The 20,236-nt window shown below is 76.2% G+C and carries 18 protein-coding genes; 12 read left to right on the top strand and 6 right to left on the bottom strand.

Going from position 1 to position 20,236, the window contains the following annotated elements; translation table 11 throughout:
• Positions 1–76: 76 nt before the first annotated feature.
• Positions 77–1,978: a sigma-70 family RNA polymerase sigma factor gene (locus Sya03_RS23245; protein ID WP_203940494.1), complete on the top strand. Its 1,902-nt coding sequence runs from the start codon at positions 77–79 to the stop codon at positions 1,976–1,978.
• Here the strand turns inward: Sya03_RS23245 and Sya03_RS23240 are convergent.
• Complete coding sequence (locus Sya03_RS23240) at positions 1,870–3,603, bottom strand: AfsR/SARP family transcriptional regulator (protein WP_203940493.1); 1,734 nt, start codon at positions 3,601–3,603, stop codon at positions 1,870–1,872. The genes Sya03_RS23245 and Sya03_RS23240 overlap by 109 nt on opposite strands.
• 62 nt (positions 3,604–3,665) lie before the next feature.
• Here Sya03_RS23240 and fgd point away from each other — a divergent pair, with 62 nt between their 5' ends.
• On the top strand, positions 3,666–4,661 hold the full coding sequence (gene fgd, locus Sya03_RS23235; protein ID WP_203940492.1) for a glucose-6-phosphate dehydrogenase (coenzyme-F420): 996 nt from the start codon (positions 3,666–3,668) through the stop codon (positions 4,659–4,661).
• Between the two features lie 19 nt (positions 4,662–4,680).
• Here fgd and Sya03_RS31640 read toward each other — a convergent pair whose 3' ends face one another.
• Entirely contained in the window at positions 4,681–5,967 is a 1,287-nt protein-coding gene (locus Sya03_RS31640) for a glycosyltransferase family 2 protein (RefSeq protein ID WP_275411476.1), read from the bottom strand.
• A gap of 477 nt (positions 5,968–6,444) precedes the next feature.
• Here Sya03_RS31640 and Sya03_RS23225 point away from each other — a divergent pair, with 477 nt between their 5' ends.
• Both Sya03_RS23225 and Sya03_RS23220 read left to right on the top strand, forming a co-directional pair.
• Positions 6,445–7,317 (top strand): LLM class F420-dependent oxidoreductase, encoded by an 873-nt coding sequence (locus tag Sya03_RS23225; RefSeq protein ID WP_203940490.1) that lies wholly within the window; start codon positions 6,445–6,447, stop codon positions 7,315–7,317.
• Positions 7,314–7,973, top strand: a complete 660-nt coding sequence (locus tag Sya03_RS23220; protein ID WP_203940489.1) for an HAD family hydrolase — start codon at positions 7,314–7,316, stop codon at positions 7,971–7,973. Before Sya03_RS23225 ends, Sya03_RS23220 begins: the two co-directional genes overlap by 4 nt.
• Here the strand turns inward: Sya03_RS23220 and Sya03_RS23215 are convergent.
• Both Sya03_RS23215 and Sya03_RS23210 read right to left on the bottom strand, forming a co-directional pair.
• Complete coding sequence (locus Sya03_RS23215; RefSeq protein ID WP_239107787.1) at positions 7,970–8,575, bottom strand: response regulator transcription factor; 606 nt, start codon at positions 8,573–8,575, stop codon at positions 7,970–7,972. The genes Sya03_RS23220 and Sya03_RS23215 overlap by 4 nt on opposite strands.
• Positions 8,572–9,705, bottom strand: a complete 1,134-nt coding sequence (locus Sya03_RS23210) for a sensor histidine kinase (protein WP_203940488.1) — start codon at positions 9,703–9,705, stop codon at positions 8,572–8,574. The genes Sya03_RS23215 and Sya03_RS23210 overlap by 4 nt, the downstream gene beginning before the upstream one ends.
• 124 nt (positions 9,706–9,829) lie before the next feature.
• On the opposite strand from Sya03_RS23210, the gene Sya03_RS23205 reads away from it, so the two are divergent.
• Together Sya03_RS23205 and Sya03_RS23200 are read left to right on the top strand one after the other, a co-directional pair.
• The gene (locus Sya03_RS23205) at positions 9,830–10,729 is read left to right on the top strand and encodes an ABC transporter ATP-binding protein (RefSeq protein WP_203940487.1); all 900 of its coding nucleotides are present in this window, start codon (positions 9,830–9,832) and stop codon (positions 10,727–10,729) included.
• On the top strand, positions 10,726–11,436 hold the full coding sequence (locus Sya03_RS23200; RefSeq protein ID WP_203940486.1) for a hypothetical protein: 711 nt from the start codon (positions 10,726–10,728) through the stop codon (positions 11,434–11,436). The genes Sya03_RS23205 and Sya03_RS23200 overlap by 4 nt, the downstream gene beginning before the upstream one ends.
• A gap of 3 nt (positions 11,437–11,439) precedes the next feature.
• Here the strand turns inward: Sya03_RS23200 and Sya03_RS23195 are convergent, their stop codons facing one another.
• Positions 11,440–12,468, bottom strand: coding sequence for an LLM class flavin-dependent oxidoreductase (locus Sya03_RS23195; protein WP_203940485.1), 1,029 nt, complete (start codon positions 12,466–12,468; stop codon positions 11,440–11,442).
• A 64-nt stretch (positions 12,469–12,532) separates the two neighbouring features.
• On the opposite strand from Sya03_RS23195, the gene Sya03_RS23190 reads away from it, so the two are divergent.
• The 4 genes from Sya03_RS23190 (at position 12,533) to Sya03_RS23175 (ending at position 16,004) form a co-directional block, all read left to right on the top strand.
• Positions 12,533–13,501, top strand: a complete 969-nt coding sequence (locus tag Sya03_RS23190; RefSeq protein ID WP_203940484.1) for an ABC transporter substrate-binding protein — start codon at positions 12,533–12,535, stop codon at positions 13,499–13,501.
• A 97-nt stretch (positions 13,502–13,598) separates the two neighbouring features.
• Positions 13,599–15,275: a sodium:solute symporter family protein gene (locus Sya03_RS23185; RefSeq protein ID WP_203940483.1), complete on the top strand. Its 1,677-nt coding sequence runs from the start codon at positions 13,599–13,601 to the stop codon at positions 15,273–15,275.
• A 14-nt stretch (positions 15,276–15,289) separates the two neighbouring features.
• The gene (locus Sya03_RS23180) at positions 15,290–15,610 is read left to right on the top strand and encodes a hypothetical protein (protein ID WP_239107786.1); all 321 of its coding nucleotides are present in this window, start codon (positions 15,290–15,292) and stop codon (positions 15,608–15,610) included.
• A gap of 139 nt (positions 15,611–15,749) precedes the next feature.
• Complete coding sequence (locus Sya03_RS23175; RefSeq protein WP_239107785.1) at positions 15,750–16,004, top strand: hypothetical protein; 255 nt, start codon at positions 15,750–15,752, stop codon at positions 16,002–16,004.
• A gap of 2 nt (positions 16,005–16,006) precedes the next feature.
• On the opposite strand, the gene Sya03_RS23170 is transcribed toward Sya03_RS23175, so the two are convergent.
• On the bottom strand, positions 16,007–17,119 hold the full coding sequence (locus tag Sya03_RS23170) for a PQQ-dependent sugar dehydrogenase (protein ID WP_203940482.1): 1,113 nt from the start codon (positions 17,117–17,119) through the stop codon (positions 16,007–16,009).
• Positions 17,120–17,227: 108 nt separating this feature from the next.
• Between Sya03_RS23170 and Sya03_RS23165 the strand changes: the two genes are divergently transcribed.
• Entirely contained in the window at positions 17,228–18,577 is a 1,350-nt protein-coding gene (locus Sya03_RS23165; RefSeq protein ID WP_203940481.1) for an APC family permease, read from the top strand.
• A gap of 126 nt (positions 18,578–18,703) precedes the next feature.
• Positions 18,704–20,230, top strand: a complete 1,527-nt coding sequence (locus Sya03_RS23160; protein ID WP_306892178.1) for an alpha/beta fold hydrolase — start codon at positions 18,704–18,706, stop codon at positions 20,228–20,230.
• The last annotated feature ends 6 nt before the right edge of the window (positions 20,231–20,236 follow it).

The raw sequence follows: 20,236 nt of genomic DNA, 5'->3' as shown, positions 1-20,236 counted from the left end.
TCCTGACCGGACGCACGGCGCCGCCGAGCGGTGCGTCGGTCACGATCCGTCGCACGAGGAGAGGTGCCGTCCCGTCATGGCAGACCAGACACCCGACGCCCGTACGGTCGTCGCGGCCCAGGCCGGCGACCCGGCCGCCGTCGACCGGCTCGTCGCGCAGAGCCTGCCGCTCGTCTACACGGTGGTCGGGCACGCCCTCGGCGGCCACGCCGACACCGACGACGTCGTCCAGGAGACGATGCTGCGGGTCCTGCGGCGCCTCGGCACGCTGCGCGACCCCGAGAGCTACCGGTCCTGGCTGGTCGCGATCGCCGTCCGGCAGGTGCGCGACCGGCACCGGGCCCGCCAGGACGTCGACACGTTCCCCGACGAGCCCGTCGACCCGGGCGCCGACTTCGCCGACCTGACCGTCGCCCGCCTGGAGCTGTCCGGGCAGCGGCGCGAGACCGCCCTGGCCACCCGCTGGCTGGACGAGGACAACCGCGAGCTGCTCGCGCTGTGGTGGCTGGAGGCCGCGGGCCGGCTCACCCGCGACGACGTCGTGGCCGCCGTCGACCAGCCCCGCCAGCACGTCGCCGTGCGGGTGCAGCGGATGAAGGCGCAGCTCGACACCGCCCGGGCCGTGGTCCGCGCCCTGGAGGCCCGGCCGGGCTGCCCGGACCTGCTGCTCATCGCCGCCCGCTGGGACGGCCGCCCCGAGCCGCTGTGGCGCAAGCGGTTCGCCCGGCACACCCGCGACTGCGCGCACTGCGCGAAGGCGTGGGAGGGCCTGGTCGCCACCGATCGGCTGCTGGTCGGGCTGGCGCTGGTGGCGGTCCCGCCGGGGCTGCTGGAGTCGGCCGCGTCGTCGGCCGCCCTGTCCTCGGCCACCGTCTCGTCCACGGCGAGCCTGTCCACGGTCGCCGTCTCGTCGTCGGCCGGCGTCTCCTCCGGCACGGCGGTCGCCGGGGCCGGGGGCGCCCACGCCGCCGCCGCGACCGGCATCTTCGGCGGGTCCGCCCTCGCCGTCGCCGGGTCGGCCGCCGGCGTGCTCGCCGTGGCCGTCGTCGCCGCCGTGGCGCTGCGCGCCGGCCCGCCCGCGCCCACCCCCGCGTTCGCCGCCGAGGCGCCCGCCCCGGTCAGCGCCCCCGCCGGCCCGTCGGCGGCGCCCTCGCCGTCGGCGACCCCGTCGGCCACCCCGTCGCCGAGCGCGTCGCGCTCCGCCACCGCGCCCGCCGCGCCCGCCACCCCGGACGCCGCCGCCACCAGCGCCAAGAAGGGCGTCAGCACCTGGGAGTTCGCGGGCGTCAAGGGCGCGCTCGCCGACGTCGGCGCCGGCTGGTACTACAACTGGTCGGCCACCAACGACTCCATGCCCGGCCCGGACGGCGTCGAGTTCGTCCCCATGATCTGGGGCAGGGCCAACGTCACCGACGCCACCCTGGCCCAGGCGAAGCGGGAGGGCGACGTGCTGCTCGGCTTCAACGAGCCCGACCTCGCCGGGCAGGCCGAGATGTCCGTCGAGCAGGCCCTCGACCTGTGGCCGCGGCTCGAGTCGACCGGCATGCGGCTGGGCAGCCCGGCCGTCGCCTTCGGCGGCGACACCCCCGGCGGCTGGCTCGACCGGTTCATGACCGGCGCCGAGCAGCGCGGCCTGCGCGTCGACTTCATCACCGTGCACTGGTACGGCTCCGACTTCAGCGCCGCCGCCGTCGGCCACCTGCGCGACTACCTGGACGCCGTGCACCGCCGCTACGGCAAGCCGATCTGGCTCACCGAGTACGGCCTGATCAACTTCGCCGGCTCGCCCAAGTACCCGGGCACGCAGCAGCTCACCGCGTTCATCACCGGCTCGACGGCGATGCTGGAGAAGCTGCCGTACGTCCAGCGCTACGCCTGGTTCGGGCTGCCCGCCGTCGGCGACTCGGCCGCGTTCGGCCTGTACCGGGACGCCGACACCCCCACCGCCGCCGGGGAGGCGTACCGGGCGGGCGGCTGAAGCCGGCCCGCCAGGTGCCGCCGCGCCACCACGGACACCTGCGCGCCCACCGCGTCGCGGACCATGGTGCTGCGGTGCGCCACCCGGTCGCCGTCGTCCTCGCGCAGCAGGTGCGCGTGGACCAGCTGGTCGACGGACCGGACCAGCTCGGCCACCGGCGCGTCCACCACCGCGGCCAGGTCCGGCACGCGCAGCGGTCCCAGCGCCGCGCAGGCGCGCAGCACCTCCCACGCGGCGGGCGGCATCCACCTCGTGCGGTCGCGGGCGACCTGGACGGCGATGTGCGGCGCCACCGTCGCCGCCGTCGCGGCGGGCAGCCCGGCGGCCGCCACCAGCGCGGGGATGCCGCCGGTGGCCTCGGCCAGCGCGGCGTCGCCCAGCTCGGCGGCGCTCAGCGGCGCGAGCCGCACCACCAGCGGCGAGCCGAGCACGGCGAGCGGCCCGGCGGCGGCCACGGACGGGTAGCGGTAGGCGAGCACCAGCCGGGCGGCGGGGTCGCGGCGCAGCACGGCGGCGAGCGCGGCCACCCCGGCGTCGTCGAGCCGGTCGGCGTCGTCGACGGTCAGCACGACCGCCGCCGGGAGAGAGTCCAGCGCCCCGCCGGCCGCGCCGCCGTCCGGCGCGGTCTCGGCGCCCGTGCCGTCCGGCGCGGTCTCGGCGCCCGTGCCGGTCGCGTCCGCGGCGCCGCCCGGGCCCGCGCTGCCGGCTGTCCCCGCCGCGCCCGCGGCGGCGTCCACCGGGCGGACCCGGTCGGGGGCCACCGCGGCCAGGTGGCGCAGCAGCGCCGACTTGCCCGCGCCCGCCGGGCCCACGATGTGCGCGACCGGCGGCGCCGCGTCGCCCAGCAGCAGCGTCGTCTCCACCTCGCGGCCCAGGAACGCCGTCGGCCGGGGCGCGGCCGGGCGCAGCAGGTCGCCGCGCAGCCGCAGCAGCTCCGGCGACGGCGGCACGCCCAGCTCGTCGGTCAGGATCCGGCGGCAGCGCTCGTACAGGCGCAGGGCGTCGTCGGGGCGGCCCAGGGCGGCGGCCGCCGCGATGGCGGCGCGGTAGGCACGCTCGCTGTACGGGTCCGCGTCCACCGCCCGCAGCGCCAGCCGCGACGCCCGCGCCGGGTCGGCGGGCAGCGCCTGCTCGGCCACGTGCAGCCACGCGGCCAGCACGGCGGCGCGGACCTCCTGGCGGACGGCGTCGGCCCAGTCGGCGTACTGGTCCTCCGCGAACGGCAGGTCGGCGGCCAGCTCCAGCACCCCGTCGTGCGCGGCCGGCTCGCCCGCGTCGGCCCGGCGCACCAGGTCGCGCAGCTCCGCCAGGTCCAGGGCGGCGCGCCCGGTGTCGAACAGGTAGCCGCCGCCGCGGGTCACGATGAACGTTCGGGCCGGCGGCACCCCCGGCTGCAGGGTGCGGCGCAGCAGCGACACGTAGTGCTCCAGGGCGGCGGCGTGGTTGCCGGGCAGCCCCTCGCCGCCCCAGACGGCGTCGGCGAGCGCGTCCTTGCCCTGCACCCGGTCGTGCCGGGCGGCCAGCACCCCGAGCACCTGCCGGGCGCGGCGCGGCAGCCGGTCGGCGGGCACGGCGCGGCCGTCGGCGTCCACCACCGCCAGGTTGCCGAGGACCGTCACCCGCATGCTGTCCTGATCGGCACCCCGTGCCCGGCGATAAGCTCGGGGGAGTGGATCAGGGAGGCTCGATGGTGCGGTTCGGGTACAAGGCGTCGGCGGAGCAGTTCGCCCCCGCGGAGCTGCTGCGCTACGGCGTGGCGGCCGAGGAGCGCGGCTTCGACTCCGTGTTCGTCAGCGACCACCTCCAGCCGTGGCGGCACGACGGCGGCCACGCCCCGGCGGCGCTGCCCTGGCTGGGCGCCCTGGCGGCGCGCACCGAGCGGGTCGCCATCGGCACCAGCGTGCTGACCCCGACCTTCCGGTACCACCCGGCGGTCGTCGCGCAGGCGTTCGCCACCCTGGGCTGCCTGGCCCCGGGCCGGGTCATCCTGGGCGTCGGCTCGGGCGAGAGCCTGAACGAGGTGCCGCTGGGCACCACCTGGCCGGACGGCAAGGAGCGGTTCGCCCGGCTCAAGGAGGCGGTGACGCTGATCCGGCGGCTGTGGACCGAGGACCGGGTCACGTTCGAGGGCACGTACTACCGCACCGAGCTCGCCACCATCTACGACAAGCCGGAGCAGCCGGTGCCGCTGTACATCGGCGCGTCCGGCCCCGCCGCCACCCGCCTCGCGGGCCGCGTCGCCGACGGCTTCATCACCACCAGCGGCAAGGGCCACGAGCTGTACACGGACACGCTGCTGCCCGCCGTCGCCGAGGGCGCGGGGAAGGCCGGCCGCAGCACCGACGACCTGGACCTGATGATCGAGGTGAAGGTGTCGTTCGACCCGGACCTGGAGAAGGCCCGGGCGGACACCCACTACTGGGGCGCGCTGGCGCTGACCCCGGAGGAGAAGACCGGCGTCGAGGACCCGGTCGAGATGCAGCGCCGCGCCGACGCCCTGCCGATCGACCGCACCGTCAGCCGGTGGATCGTGTCGGCGGACCCGGACGAGCACGCCGCCCGCGTCGCCGAGTACCTGGACATGGGCTTCCGGCACCTCGTCTTCCACGCGCCGGGGCCGGACCAGGACCGCTTCCTCGCCCTGTACGGCGACGAGATCCTGCCCCGCCTGCGCGCCCGCTGAGCCGGGCGCGGCGGGCGCGTCAGCTCCAGCGGGTGTCGCCGGCCACGGCCCGCAGGTGGGTCGGGCGGCGGCCGGGGGTCAGCGTCGTCATGGGGGAGTCCCCGGCGCCGGTGATCACGGTCAGCTCCGGCCGGGGGTTCGCCTCCCAGGAGGCCGCGCCGGTGGAGGGAGCCCGCCGGGTGGCGGACCGGCGCCGGTCGGCGCCGTGCCGCCGCTCGCCCCCGCGCCAGGCGGGCTCGCCGCCGCCGGACCCGAGGCCACCCGCCGCGCTGAAGGCGCTGCCGTGATCGTCCAGGGTGTCCGAGGCGTCCGGTGCCCCGTGCCGCCCGGTGGGCCGGTCGGGGGCCTGCCGGCGGGGGAAGCGGTCCTGCTCGTCGTCGGAGGGGGCCGCGTGCCGGCCACCGCCGCCGCCCGGGCCGGGGCGGGGGCCGGCCGGCGGGGCGGCCGGGCCGGGGAGGATGTCCGCCCACGGCGGCAGGGGTTCGGCGGCGGCGCGCTGCAGGGGCGGGGTGACGTCGGTGCGGGCGGGCGCGGGCGCGGGCGCGGTGGCCGCGGCGGCCGCGGAGGCGCCGTGCCGGCCGGCGACGGTGCGGTTGGCGCGGCGGTGGCGCTGCCATTCGGCGGCGACGGCCTTGAGGGCCAGGCCGCCCTCGCGCAGCCGGCTGCGGCGCACCTCGCCGTGGATGCGGGGGTAGCCGATGCTGGCGACCTCGACGACGCGCAGGCCCTGCGCGGCCATCCGGATGTTGATCAGCGGTTCGATCTCGGGGCCGTCGCCCCAGACGGCGCCGCCGCGGCGGGGGGCGGGCCCGTCGGCCTCGGGCAGGTCGAGGGCGGGCAGCAGGCTGCGCCAGAACGCGTTGTAGCCGAAGGCGAGGTCGGTGAACCGGGTGCCGAACAGCGCGTTGACCATGGTGTTGAGGGTGCGGTTGCCCAGGTCGTCCCAGCGGCTGCCCTCGAAGCTGCCGCCGCCGGCCCGGTAGCGGGAGCCGTGCGCCACCTCGGCGCCGGCCAGCAGCGCGTCGACGTAGCGGGGGATCTCGCCGGGGTCGGTGGAGCCGTCGGCGTTGAGGGTGACGATGATGTCGCCGGTGGCGGCGGCGAAGCCGCAGACCAGGGCGTTGCCCTTGCCGCGCCGGGTCTGCCGGACGACGACGGCGTCGGGGCGCACCTCGCGGGCGATCGCCACGGTGTCGTCGACGGAGCCGCCGTCGACGACGACGACCTCGTCGACGAGGTCGGGCAGGCCCTCGAGCACCAGCGGCAGGTTGTTCTCCTCGTTCAGGGCGGGCAGCACGACGCTCACGGTCGGTGACTGTCCGTCATCACGCACCGTGGCGTGCGAGCGCGGCGAAGGAGGCATGGCGGTTCCCCTCGTCGTCCGACCGGCCCGGGGGCGGACCGGCAGCCGGCGCCGGTGGAGCACTATGTCGGCGCTGCCAACAAACGTAGCAACTTGTCACGGTGCGTCAACTGGACGAATGGATCTTTCGGCCGCCGATCGGGGAGGAGGTAATAAAGTCCAGCTCACGAAGATCGTTAGAGGTCCTTACGGTCGGGGAGCGCTCCCACTGCTGGTCACGGTGTGTCATGTTTCATGAAACCTTGTTTAAGGTCGGCTGGCATTTCCGGCCCGACCTCGCAGCTGCATCGAAACCTGTCAAGGTTCGGGGAGCGGGCATAACGGAACGCGGCCTGTGATGCAGATCACATGCCATGGTGACGCAGAGTCAAGGCGTGATCATGCCGTGTCACCGTCGGCGGGCCGCGATAGGGTTGCGCGGTGAAGCTGGGTCTGCACATCTCGAATTTCACCTGGCCCGACGGCGCCCCGCGCCTGGCCGACGTCCTCGCCGAGATCGGCGCCGCCGCCGACGACGCCGGGTTCGACCGCATCAGCGTGATGGACCACCTGTGGCAGATCGAGCACATCGGCCCGCCCGAGCACGAGATGCTCGAGGCGTACACGGCGCTGGGCTTCCTGGCCGCGCACACCTCCCGGGCCAAGCTGCTGACGCTCGTCTCCGGCGTCACTTACCGCGACCCGGGCATGCTCGCCAAGATGGTCACCACGCTCGACGTGCTGTCCAAGGGCCGCGCGATGCTCGGCATCGGCGCGGCATGGAACGCCGACGAGTCGCGCGGCCTCGGCCTGTTCTTCCCGCCGACGAAGGAGCGCTTCGAGCGGCTGGAGGAGACGCTCCAGATCTGCCTGCGCATGTTCCACGGCGACGAGACCCCGTACGCCGGCCGGCACTACACGCTGCACCGCCCGCTGAACTCGCCCGCGGTGCTGAGCCGGCCGCACCCGCCCATCCTCATCGGCGGCGGCGGCGAGCAGAAGACGCTGAAGTTCGTCGCCCGCTACGCCGACGCGTGCAACCTGTTCCCCGGCCCGCAGCTGGAGCACAAGCTCGACGTCCTCAAGCGGCACTGCGAGGCCGAGGGCCGCGACTACGACACCATCGAGAAGACCGTCATGGTGCCGTTCGACCTGGGCGACCACGGCGAGCGGGTGAAGGAGACCATCGACACCCTGCGCGACCTGGCCGCCCGCGGCTTCACCGTCGGGCACGGCAGCCTGCGCCACGCGTGGAAGACCGAGCAGTTCCAGCTGTTCCGGGACGAGATCGTCCCCGCGGCGGCCGAGCTGTGACCGCGATCGAGGCGGTCGTCTTCGACCTCGACGGCGTCCTCATCGACACCGAGGGCGTGTGGGAGGAGGTCCGCCGGGCGTACGTCGCCGAGGCCGGGCGCGCGTTCCTGCCCGACAGCCAGACCCGCATGATGGGCATGAGCACCCCCGAGTGGTCCCGCCACCTCAGCGAGGACGTCGGCGTCGGCCGCGCCCCCGAGGTCGTCGCGGCCGAGGTGCTCGAGCGCATGGCCGGGCGCTACCGCGAGGCGCTGCCGCTGATTCCCGGCGGCGTCGAGGCGGTCCACCGGCTCGGCGAGCGCTACCGGCTGGCCCTGGCCAGCTCGTCGGCGCGGGTGCTCATCGACCAGGTGCTCCAGACGGCCGGGCTGACCGGCGCGTTCGAGGCGACGTACTCCACGGAGCAGGTGCCGCGCGGCAAGCCGGCGCCGGACGTCTACCTGACGGCGGTCGAGGCGCTGGGCCTGACCCCGGCGGTCTGCGCGGCGGTCGAGGACTCCAGCAACGGGCTGCGCGCCGCCGCGGCGGCCGGGCTGGCCGTGGTGTGCGTGCCGCACGGCGTCTACCCGCCCGCGCCCGACGCCCTGGCCCTGGCCGACCTGGTCGTCGGCGGCCTCGACGAGCTGACCGTCGAGGCGGTCGCCGCGCTGCGCTAGATCCAGCCCTGCTCCCACGCGGTGCGCGCCGCGGCCTGCCGGTTCGGCGCGCCCAGCTTGGCCATCGCGGCCGACAGGTAGTTGCGCACGGTGCCGGGCGCCAGGTGCACGGCCGCCGCGATCTCGGCGACCGGCGCGCCGCGGGCGGCCGCGCGCACCACGTCCAGCTCGCGCGGCGTCAGCGGGCACGGCCGCTCGGTCAGGGCGGCGGCGGCGATGTCGGGGTCCACGTACCGCCGCCCGCCGTGCACCTCGCGGATGATCGCGGCGAGCCGGGCGGCGGGCGTCGTCTTCGGCACGAACCCGCGCACCCCGGCGGCCAGCGCCCGGCGCAGCACGCCGGGCCGGGCGTGCCGGGTCACCAGCACGACGGGCACGCCGAGCCGGGCGTGGATCTCGGCGGCGGCGCCCAGCCCGTCGCCGGGCGGCATCTCCAGGTCGAGCACGGCCAGGTCGGGCCGCTCGGCGCAGGCCACGGCGACGGCCTCCGCCGCGCTGGCCGCCTCGCCCACGACGACGAGGTCGTCCTCCAGGCCGAGCAGCGCGGCCAGGGCCCCGCGGATCAGGTCCTCGTCGTCGGCGAGCACGAGCCGGATGGTCACCGCGGCTCCCCGGGCAGGGTGGCGACCACGGTGAACCCGGCCGGCTCGCGCCGCCAGCGCACCCGCCCGCCCGCGTCGCCGAGGCGCCGGGCCAGCCCGGGCAGCCCGCCGCCGCCCGCGCCGGCCGCCGCGTCGAGCGGGGCGTCGTTCGTGACGGTCAGCGTCGTGCCGTCCGGTGTGGACGCGCACGTGATGGCCGCATCGGCGGCGGCGCTGTGCCGCAGCACGTTCGTCGTCGCCTCGCGCACCACCAGGGCGAGCAGCCGCTCGTGGGCCGCCGGGACCGCCGCCACCGCCGTGCGGCAGCGCACCCCCGCGGCGGCCAGCACCTGCACCGCGTTGGCGATCTCGGCGGCCAGCGAGACGGGCCGGTAGCCGTGCACCACGTCGCGGGTGTCGCGCAGCGCGTCGCGGGCCAGCGCCTCCACCGCGCGCATCTCGGCGGCGGCCCGGTCCGGGTCGGTCCCGGCCAGCCGGGCGGCCAGCTCGCTCTTGAGGACGATCACCTGCAGGCTGTGCCCCTGGATGTCGTGCAGCTCGGCGGCGAACCGGTTCCGCTCCGCCGTCACCGCCGACGCCGCCTCGGCCCGCCGGGCGCGGTCGACGCCGACCGCGACCTCCCACACCCACACCTGCGCCATGATCGCGGCCAGCGACAGCGCGGTCGCCGCCGCCGCCCCGGCGCCGGTGACCCAGTCGGCGGTGGCGGCCGCCGACGCCGCGCCCGTCACCCCCGCCGCGAGCGCGGCGAGCGGGGCGCGCGGCAGGTCCGTGCCGGTCAGGGCCGCCGCCGCGGCCAGCGCGGGCAGCGCCACCCACGGCCACAGCTGACCTCCGCCGGCCTGCCCCGCCGCGCACGCGCCGAGCGCCGCCGCGCCCGCGGGCGGCAGGGCCCACCGGAACCAGCCGGGGCGGGCTGGCGCCAGCACGGCGGCCAGCAACACCGCCGCCGACAGCCCGGCCGCGGCGACCACGGCCGCCCCCAGCGGGACCTGCCGGCGCGGCAGGTCGCCCAGCGTCAGCGCCGCCGCCAGCACCGCCGTGCCGGCCAGCGTGCCGGCCGTCAGCCACCGCAGGAACGCCAGGCCGGCCGGGGTGGCGGCGGGCTCCGGTCCCGGCGGTGTCGGCATGGGCACATCATGCCCAGCGGCCGGCCCGGCGACGACCCCGCGCCCGCGAACCCATGACATCTGTCATCGGCTCCGGTGCGCCGCGGCACTGGGCCGGGCCGCCGCCGGCGGCGACGCTCGGGACATGACCGACAACGTCCTCACGGCCCGCGACCTGCGGTGCCGCTACGGCGCCTTCGAGGCGGTCCGCGGCGCCGGCTTCACGGTGCGCCGCGGCGAGCTGCTGTGCCTGCTCGGCACGAACGGCGCCGGCAAGACCACCGTCCTTGACGTCCTGCGCGGCCACCGGCGGCCCACCGGCGGCGCCGTCCGCGTCCTCGGCCTGGACCCGGCCCGGCACCGCCGCCGGCTGGCGCCGGCCGTCGGCGTCGTGCCGCAGGACCCCGGCTTCGCCGGCGCGCTCACCGTCGCCGAGACCTGCGAGCTGTGGGTACGCCTGCGCGGCCTGCGCCCGGACGCCGGCGCCCCGGCCGAGGTGGGCCTGGACCACCGGCTGACGGTGCCGGTGCGGCAGCTGTCCGGCGGCGAGCGGCGCCGGCTCGACCTGGCGATCGCGCTGGCCGGGCACCCCGCCGCCCTGCTGCTCGACGAGCCGACCGCCGGGCTGGACCCGCAGTCGCGCGAGCGGGCGTGGGAGCTGATCCGCGCCCGGTGCGCGGCCGGGGCCGCCGTGCTGCTCACCACCCACGCCCTGGACGAGGTGGAGGCCCTCGCCGACCGCATCGTGCTGCTGCGCGCCGGCCGGGTCGTCGCGGCGGGCACCCCGGCCGAGGTGACGGCGGGCCGCCCGCACCGCATCGTCTGCGCCGTCCCGGCCCGGCTGCGCGACCGGCCGCCGCCCGCGCTGGCCGGGGCGGTCGCGTGGCGGGCCACGGCCGGGCCGGGGGCGGAGCTGACCGTCACCACGCCGGCGCCCGCCGCGGACCTCGACGCGCTGCGCGCCTGGGCCGCCCCGGCCGGGCTCGCCCGGGTGGCCGTCACGCCGCCGTCGGTGGGCGACCTGCTGCGGGAGGTGCCGGCATGACCTGGCTGATCCTCGTGCGCGCCGAGCTGCTGCTGCTCCTGCGCAGCCCGCTCGCCGTCGTCAACGCCGTGCTGTCGCCGCTGCTGTTCGGGGTGGGCTGGCTGTGGCTGGCCGAGAGCACCGGCCGGGGCGCCGGGGGCGACGCGGCGGCCATCCAGCTGCTGCTCCTGCTCGGCTTCGCGCCGTTCGCCGGCGCCACCACCGCCCTGGCCGCCCGCCGGTCCGACCTGGTGCTCAAGCGGCTGCGCACCTGCGCCCTGCCCGGCGCGGCCGTGGTCGCCGGGCTGATGGCCCCGTTCGCGCTGCTGGCCGTCGTCCAGTCGGCGGTCCTGTTCGGACTGACCGCGGCGGCCGGCGACGCCCCGCCGGCCCGGTGGTGGCCGCTGGTCGTGGCAGTGGCGGCGGGCGTGCCGCTGGCGGGCGCGCTGGCGTTCGCGACGGCCGCCGGCACGCCCGCTCCGGAGCTGGCCCAGCTCACCACCGTGCCGGGGTTCCTGGCGCTGTTCGGCGGCGGCATGTGGCTGCTGGACGCGGCCGGGCCGACGTGGCCGATGCGCCTGGCCCCCGGGGTGCCGGTGGCGGAGCTGGCCCGGGCGGCCTGGTCGCCGGCCGCGCCGGTGTGGCCGGCCCTGACGGCCGTGGCGGTGCTCACGGCCGCCGCCGTGGGGTTCGCGGACCTGGTGTTCCGCTGGGAGCCGCGGCGCTGACGTTCACCGCCATGCCTCGGCGACGCGGCGCAGGGTGTCCTGGCGGGTCGCCGGGTCGTACGTGGTGCCGGCGAGCATCAGTTCGTCGGCGCCGGTGCGCTCCACCAGGGCGTCGAGCGCCGCCACGACGTCGGCGGCGGTGCCCGCGTACTGGGTGCCGGGCAGCTGGGCCAGGACGCCGCGGTCGAGGTCGGTCAGCGGCACGGCCGCCGCGTCCTCGGGCGAGACGACGGGCCCCAGCCGGCCGGTGCGCAGCGACAGCGCCATCACCCGGCTGGGCCCGGCCAGGTGCTCGGCCTCCTCGCGGGTCGCGGCGGCGATGACGGAGGCGGTGACCATCAGGTGCGGGCGCGGCCGGCGCGGCGACGGCCGGAACCCGTCGCGGTACAGCCGCACCGCCGTGTCGACGTCGGCGCTCATGGCGAAGTGGTGGGCGAACACGAACGGCAGGCCGAGCGCCGCGGCGAGCTGCGCCCCGTACGTGGAGGACCCGAGGATCCACACCTCGGGGTAGGTGCGCGGCTCGGGCGTGGCGCGCAGCCGCTCGACGCCGGCGGGGGCGGCCCGGTCGTCGCCGAGCAGCGCCAGCACCGTGCCGAGGTGCTCGGGGAACTGCTCGACCGTCAGGTACGGCGACACCCCGCGCAGCGCGGCCGCCGTGGCCTGGTCGGTGCCGGGCGCGCGGCCGATGCCCAGGTCGATGCGCCCGGGGTGCAGCGCCTCCAGCAGCGCGAACTGCTCCGCCACCACGAACGGCATGTGGTTGGGCAGCATGACGCCGCCCGACCCGACCCGGATGCGCCCGGTGTGCGCGGCGACGTGCGCGATGAGCACCGGCGGCGACGTCGAGGCGACGGCCGGCATGTTGTGGTGCTCCGCCACCCAGAACCGGGCGTAGCCGAGCTCGTCGGCGGTGCGGGCCACCTCGGTGGTGCCGCGGACGGCGTCGGCGCTGGTGTGCCCGGCGCTGACGGTGGCGAGGTCGAGCACCGACAGCGGCACCCGCGCGTTCCCGGACGTTGTGTCGGCCATGTCCCGACGCTATCTCTCGGCGAACCGCCCGCCCGGTGCGGCGCACGCCCCTACGCTGGGACATATGTCGCTTGTGACCCGTTTGTGCGCGGCGGTCGCGGCGGCCGTCACCCTGGCCGCGACGGCGGCGTGCGGGAGCGACGAGGAGGCTCCGCCCGCTCCGGTGCAGGTCGGCATCGTCGTCACCGAGCGCACAGCCGATCAGCAGCTGCCCGCCGTCACCGCCGCCGCCGACCTGTTCGCCCGGCACGGCGTCGTGGCGACGATCACGTACCTGCCGCCGGCCGACGCCCTGACCGCGCTGCGCGAGGGGCGGGCCCAGCTGGCCGTGCTCGGCGCGCCGGACGCCCAGGCGGCCGCCCTCGCGGGCACCCCCGTGCGGCTCGTCGCCCAGTGGCAGGACGCCGCCGACCTCGTGCTGATGGGCCGGCCGGGACAGGCCGGCGGGGCGGCGCTGAAGGACCGGCGGGTGGCGGTCGGCGCCGAGCGCGGCGTGACGGGACTGCTCGCGCTGCTGGCCGGCCGCGAGTCGGGCGTGCGGGTGCGGCCGGTCGCCGACCCGGACCCGGGCGCCGCGCTGCGCGCCGGCCGGGTCGACGCCGCCGTCGTGCCCGGCCTGGCGCGGGCCGGGCTGGAGGCCTCCCGGCCGGGCGCCGCCGTGCTGCGCGACTTCGCCCAGGCGCGCGGCAGCCGCCCGCTGGGCCTCGTCGGGCTCGACTCCTGGCTGCGCGCGCACCGCGACGAGGTGGTGTCGGTGATCCGGGCGCTGGACGCCGGCCGGCTGTCGTTCACCGCCGACCCGGCCGGGACGCAGGCCGCGATCCGCGCCGCCGTCGAGCTGCCCGACGACGCCCAGGCCGCGTACGCCTACGCGTCGGCGGCGGCCCGGATGCGCGGCTCGCTCGTGCCCGACCTGGCCGCGCAGCAGACCGTGCTGGACCTGCTGGCGGCGGCCGGGCAGGCGGAGGCGGACGGCTTCCCGGCGGGCGACCTGCTCGACGACTCGTACGCCGCCGACGCCCTCGGTGGGTGAATCCGGGTCCCGGAGATCATCGACGTGTGAAAGATCCTCGCACCGGGTAAGGGCGCGGCCGGACGGCGACGGCCGCCGCCCGGGGTGGAGGTGACCCGTGGAAGTCCTGGCGGCGGAAGCAGGGGGCCTCAGGCTCCAGCTGAACGTCCTCGACTACGTCCTGCTGACGCTGTACTTCGTCACGGTCCTGGGGGTGGGCTTCGCGGCCCGCCGGGCGATCAAGACGAGCGTCGACTTCTTCCTCTCCGGCCGGTCGATGCCCGCATGGGTGACCGGTCTCGCGTTCGTCTCGGCGAACCTCGGCGCGCTCGAGATCATCGGCATGGCCGCCAACGGCGCCCAGTACGGCATGATGACCGTCCACTACTACTGGATCGGCGCCGTGCCGGCGATGGTCTTCCTCGGCATCGTGATGATGCCGTTCTACTACGGCTCGAAGGTCCGCAGCGTCCCCGAGTTCCTGCGGCTGCGGTTCAACCGGCCGACCCACCTGTTCAACGCGGTCACCTTCGCCGTGGCGCAGGTGCTCATCGCCGGCGTCAACCTGTACGCGCTCGCCCTGGTGCTCGACGCGCTGCTCGGCTGGCCGCTGTGGGTCTCGATCGTCATCGGCGCCGCGATCGTGCTGATCTACATCAGCATCGGCGGCCTCAGCTCGGCGATCTACAACGAGGTCCTGCAGTTCTTCGTCATCCTCGCCGGCCTCATCCCGATCACCGTCATCGGCCTGGTCAAGGTCGGCGGCATCGACGGGCTGTGGGCCGCGGTGCGCTCCAGCGAGCTGGGCGAGAAGGCCCTGCACACCTGGCGCGACACCGGTGGCACCGACAACCCGCTCGGCGCGCACTGGTTCGGCCTGGTCTTCGGCCTCGGCTTCGTGCTGTCGTTCGGCTACTGGACGACGAACTTCGCCGAGGTGCAGCGGGCGCTGAGCGCCAAGGACATGAGCGCGGCCCGGCGCACGCCGATCATCGGCGCGTTCCCGAAGCTGTTCATCCCGGCGGTCACGGTCATCCCCGGCCTCATCGCCGCGGTCACCATCAGCGGGCTGGGCGCCGAGGAGGGCGACTACATCTACAACAACGCGATCCCGCTGCTCATGGACGCCCTGCTGCCCAACGGCGTGCTCGGCATCGCGGTCACCGGCCTGGTGGCCTCGTTCATGGCCGGCATGGCGGCGAACGTGTCGGGCTTCAACACCGTCTTCACGTACGACATCTGGCAGACGTACGTGAAGAAGCACATGCCCGACGCGTACTACCTGCGGGTTGGCCGGATCGCCACGGTCGGCGGCATCGTCGCCGGCATCGGCACCGCGTTCATCGCGGCCGGCTTCAACAACATCATGAACTACATCCAGGCACTGTTCTCGATGTTCAACGCGCCGCTGTTCGCGACGTTCATCGTCGGCATGTTCTGGAAGCGGATGTCGGCGGCGGCGGGCTTCTGGTCGCTGATCTCCGGCACCGTCGCCTCGGTGGCGCTGTACCTGCTCTACCTGGCCGACATCGTGCCGTTCAACTCCGACCTGGAGGAGAGCTTCTGGGGAGCGGGCCTGGCCTTCGTCACCGCGGTCGTGGTGGCCGTCATCGTCTCGATGGTGACCCCGCCGAAGCGCGAGGACGACCTGCGCGGCCTGGTCTACGGCCTGTCCGGCACCACCGCGCACGGCACCGCCGTCATGGAGGCGGACGAGGTGTGGTGGCGCTCGCCCGTCATCCTCGGCTCGATCGCCCTGGTCCTGTCCGTGCTCCTCTACCTGCCGTTCCTGTGACAGGGGGCTGACCGATGACTGACGACAACAACCGTCCCGCCGACGAGATGGTGGGCGAGGGCGCGGACCTGGAACGCGTGTCGGCGGCCGCCCGGCTGTTCGACGTGCGCCGCGTGATCGGCGGCCTGTTCGTCGTGTACGGCCTCATCGTCGCGGTGGTGGGGCTGTTCGACTCGCAGGCCGAGATCGACAAGGCGCAGGGCGTGCGCATCAACCTCTGGATGGGCCTGGCGATGCTGGCGCTGGGCGCCTTCTTCCTGGTGTGGCAGTGGCTGCGCCCGCCGGAGGTGCCGTCGGCGCCCGCGGAGGACGACGACCGCCCCCCGATGCACTGACGCGACACCCGACGGCGGCGCCCGCGTCGGACCCGCCCGCGCTCGGCTGAGTGCGGGACGGGTTCGGCTCGGGTGCCGTCCGGTTGTAACCGATGCTCGCATCTGGCGGTGAAATGCGCCGATTCCTACCCTGGACGGCATGACGACATCCCCCGTACCCGTCACCTTCGACACCTCGTCCGCGCCGGGGCCCGCCGGCTGGCAGGTGCAGCAGCGCGTCGACATGGTGGTCAACCGCATCCTCACCACGCACCGCGGCCTGCCCGAGGAGGACGTGGCCCACGCCATCGCGCAGAGCCTGCGCAGCCTCGGTGTGGTGCCGAACAAGCGGCAGGTCGCGGCGTACGCGGCCCAGATCGCCGGGCTGCCGCCCCTGCCGCCCGCCGACCGGTAGGGCTACCCCGCCGGGAACCGCAGGACGCGGTCGTCGCCCTCGCGCAGGTCGCCGCGCCCGTCGGTGTTGGACGTGGTCAGCCACAGCGCCCCGTCCGGCGCCACCTCGACCGTGCGCAGCCGGCCGTACTCGCCGGTGAAGTGCGCCCGGGGCGCCCCGCCGCCCAGCGGCACCGCCCACAGGCGCTCGCCGCGCAGCCCCGCCACGTACATGGTGTCGCCGACGATCGCCGCGCCCGACGGCGACGCCTGGTCGGTCGGCCAGGTGACCAGCGGGTCCTTGTAGTCGCTGCCGCCGCCGGTGCCCTCGACCTCCGGCCAGCCGTAGTTCGCGCCGGGGTCGATCTGGTTCACCTCGTCGAGCCGGTTCTGGCCGAACTCGGTGGCGAACAGCCGGCCGCGCGCGTCCCACGCCAGGCCCTGCACGTTGCGGTGGCCGAGGCTGTACACCGGCGAGCCGGCCACCGGGTTGCCCGGCGCGGGGTCGCCGTCCGGGGTGAGCCGCAGGATCTTGCCGTTCGGGCTGTCCCGGTCCTGCGAGGTCGCCGTGCGCGCCGCGTCGCCGGTGCCGGCGTAGAGCATCCCGTCCGGCCCGAACGCGATCCGGCCGCCGTTGTGGTTGCCGGCCTTGGCGATGCCGTCGAAGATCACCTCCGGCGCGCCGCCGCCGTCCAGGCGGAACCGCACGATCCGGTTGTCCTGTGCCGCCGTGTAGTAGGCGTACACCCAGCGGTCCTGCTCGTAGCCGGGGGAGACGGCGAGGCCCAGCAGGCCGCCCTCGCCGCGCGCCTCGACGCCCGGCACCGTGAGCACCTGCTCCGGGCGGGCGCCCGGCCGCACCCGCAGCACCCGGGCGGTGTCCCGCTCGGCGAGCAGAGCCGTGCCGTCGGGCAGGAACGCCAGCCCCCACGGCACGTCCAGTCCGGTGGCGACCGTCTCCGGGTCGGCCTCCAGGTCGGGCGCGGCCACCGGCGTCGCCGGCGCGGACGGCGCGGCGGACGAGGTGGGCGCGGCCGCGCTCGCGGCGGGCGACGGGGCGGTGGCGGCCTGCTCGCCGCACCCGGCGAGCAGGGCGGCCAGCGCGACGCCGGCGATGACCTTCGGTCGGTGCGACATGCCCTCCACCGTGCCACCGATCGGGCCGCCCCGCCCACCGCACGGGCGCGCTTCGCCGAACTCTCAGCGGGGTATCAGGTAACCCACCGCGAGCTGGGAGGCCGCCCGATGAGCGCTACCCCGTCGACCGAGACCGCGCCCCCGCAGGGCCCCGGCGAGCTGCGCCGGGTGATCAGCCGGCCGATGCTCACGTTCTTCATCATCGGCGACATCCTCGGCGCCGGCATCTACTCGCTGACCGGCGAGGTCGGCGGCGACGCGGGCGGGGCGATCTGGCTGTCGTTCCTGATCGCGTTCGCGCTGGCCTTCCTCACCGCGTTCGCGTACCTGGAGCTGGTCACGAAGTACCCGCAGGCGGCCGGGGCGGCGCTCTACGTCGACCGGGCGTTCGGCCGGCAGGCGCTCAGCTTCATCGTGACGTTCGCGGTGATGGCGTCCGGCATCACGTCGGCGGCGTTCGCGGCGAGCCGGATCGGCGGGCGCTACTTCACCGGCCTGACCGGCGTCGAGAACCCGCCGACGGTGCTCATCGGCATTCTGGCCATGCTGCTGGTGGCGGCGGTCAACCTGTGGGGCGTGGCCGAGTCGATCCGGGTCAACATCGGCATCACGCTCGTCGAGCTGTCCGGCCTGCTGTTCATCATCGCCGTCGGCGCGGTCGTGCTGGTGTCCGGCGAGGGCAACCCCGGCCAGGCGTTCCAGTTCGAGGGCAGCGGCTTCGGCATCGCCACCGGCCTGCTCGCCGGCGCCGGCACCGCGTTCTACGCCTTCCTCGGCTTCGAGGACGCGGTCAACCTCGCCGAGGAGACGAAGGAGCCGTCGCGCACCTTCCCGCCCGCGCTGGTCACCGGCCTGGTGCTGGCGGGCGTCGTCTACCTGCTGGTGGCGTTCACCGCCGTGATGACGGTGCCGCTGGACGTGCTCGTCGCATCGACCGGCCCGCTGCTGGAGGTCGTCCGCGAGGGCGCGCCCGGCCTGCCCGTCGACCGGGTCTTCTCCGCCGTCTCGATCATCGCGGTCGCCAACACCATGCTGATCAACATGGTGATGGCGTCGCGCCTGCTGTACGGCATGGCGCGGCGCGGCGTGGTGCCGGCGCCGCTCGGCCGGGTCTCGCGGCGCGGCGCGCCCTGGGTGGCCATCGCCTTCACCACCGGCCTGGCGATCCTGCTGCTCATCACCGTCTCCGACCTGTCCGACCTGTCCGACACCACCGTGCTGCTGCTGACCGGCGTGTTCCTGCTGGTCAACGTGTCGGCGCTGGTGCTGCGGCGGGACGCCGTCGAGCACGAGCACTTCACCGCGCCGACCGCCGCGCTGGTGGCAGGCGCCATCGTGTCGTTCGTGTTCCTGCTGCCCGTCGTGCAGGAGGGCAGCATCTACCTGCTGGCCGGCTGGCTGCTGCTGGGCGGGGCGGTGCTGTGGGCGGCGACGGCCGCGGTGAACCGCCGATCATGACGACACTCCGGGCCGTGTCATAGGCCGCCGCCCGGGCGTTTGACAGACTGATATGCCGTAAATGTCTGAATGACGCCTGGGCGGAGAAGCGTGCGAGCCACCCGATTGTTCCTCTGTGCACTCCTGGTGACCGTCCTCGCGGTCGCCGGCCTCGCCGCCCGCGGGCCGGATCAGGCGGACGCCGCCCGGCCGAGCGGGCTGACGTGGTCGACCTGCGCCGAGAACCCGGCCGCCGACTGCGCCGCCCTGCGCGTGCCCGTCGACTGGGCCGACCCGTACGGCCCGCGCATCGACGTGGCCGTCGCCCGCCGCGCCGCCGCCGACCCGGCCCGGCGCATCGGCGTGCTCGTCGTCAACCCCGGCGGGCCGGGGGAGTCCGGCGTCGACCTCGCCCTCGGCGCCCCCGCCTACTTCAGCCCCGAGCTGCTGCGCCGCTTCGACATCGTCGGCTTCGACCCGCGCGGCGTCGGCCGCAGCCACCCCATCCGCTGCTCCGCCGACCTCAGCGCCGCCGCGCCGTCGCCGCTCGGCGCCAGGCTGGCCACGCTGGCCGCCTACAACCGGCGGCTCGCCGCCGACTGCCGCGCCCGCTCCGGCCCGCTGTTCGACCACGCCGACACCGCCAGCGTCGTGCGCGACCTCGACGCCCTGCGCGCCGCCCTCGGCGAGCGCACCCTGTCGTTCTACGGCGTCTCGTACGGCACCCTGATGGGCCAGCAGTACCTGGCCCGCTACCCGCAGCGCACCCGCGCGGTCGTCCTCGACAGCGTCATGGACCACTCGGCGGGCGTGCGCGACTTCCTCGACGCCGAGGCCGCCGCCGCCCAGGCCGGCTTCGACGAGTTCGTCGCCTGGTGCGGCCGCGACGAGCTGTGCGCGCTGCGCGGCCGCGACGTGCGCGCCGTGTGGGCGGCCCTGCTGCGCCGCGCCGCCACCGGCACGCTCGCCGACCCGGTCGACCCGCGCCGGCCGCTGGACACCTACGGCCTGCTGTCGGTCGCGTTCGGCTCGCTCTACGGCCCCGACTGGTACGCCCTCGCGTACTACCTGCAGTCGGCCGCCTCCGGCGGGGCGGCGGCCACGCCCGCCGCCCGGGCCGCCGTCGCGCGCGCCGCCCGGTGGAGCGCCGCGCCCGCCACCACCCTGGCCGACAACCCGTTCGCCGCCGCGTTCTGCGCCGACTGGTCGCTGCCGGTGCCCAGCGACCGGGCGTACGCCGGTGCGCTGGCCCGCTCCGCCCGGATCGCCCCCGACATGCGGCTGTCGCCGCTGGCCGTGACGGCGGTGACGGCGTGCCTCGGCGGGCCCGTGCGCACCGCCTTCGGCCAGCGGGTGCCGCCGCGCGCCCAGCAGCCGGTGCTGCTGCTCAACGCCCGGTACGACCCGGCCACCCCGCTGGCCTGGGCGCAGACCGTGGCCGGCCACCTGGGCAGCCGGGCCCGGCTGGTCACCTACCTCGGCTGGGGGCACGCCGCCTACGCGCGCGGCGCCTGCACCCGCGCCGCGGTGGACGGCTACCTGCTGACCCTGACGCTGCCCGCGGCGGGCGCCACCTGCCCGGCCGTGGAGCCGGAGCCGTTCGGCATCGGCCGGCGCGGCGGCCCCGCGCGCCCCGCCGGGCCCCGGCCGACGGTGCCCGGCTGGGCCGGCTGACCCCCG

It is taken from the genome of Spirilliplanes yamanashiensis (assembly GCF_016863475.1).
Classification (GTDB): domain Bacteria; phylum Actinomycetota; class Actinomycetes; order Mycobacteriales; family Micromonosporaceae; genus Spirilliplanes; species Spirilliplanes yamanashiensis.
The sequence above is the reverse complement of the archived record's forward strand: the minus strand, read 5'-3'. Positions and strand labels throughout refer to the sequence as shown.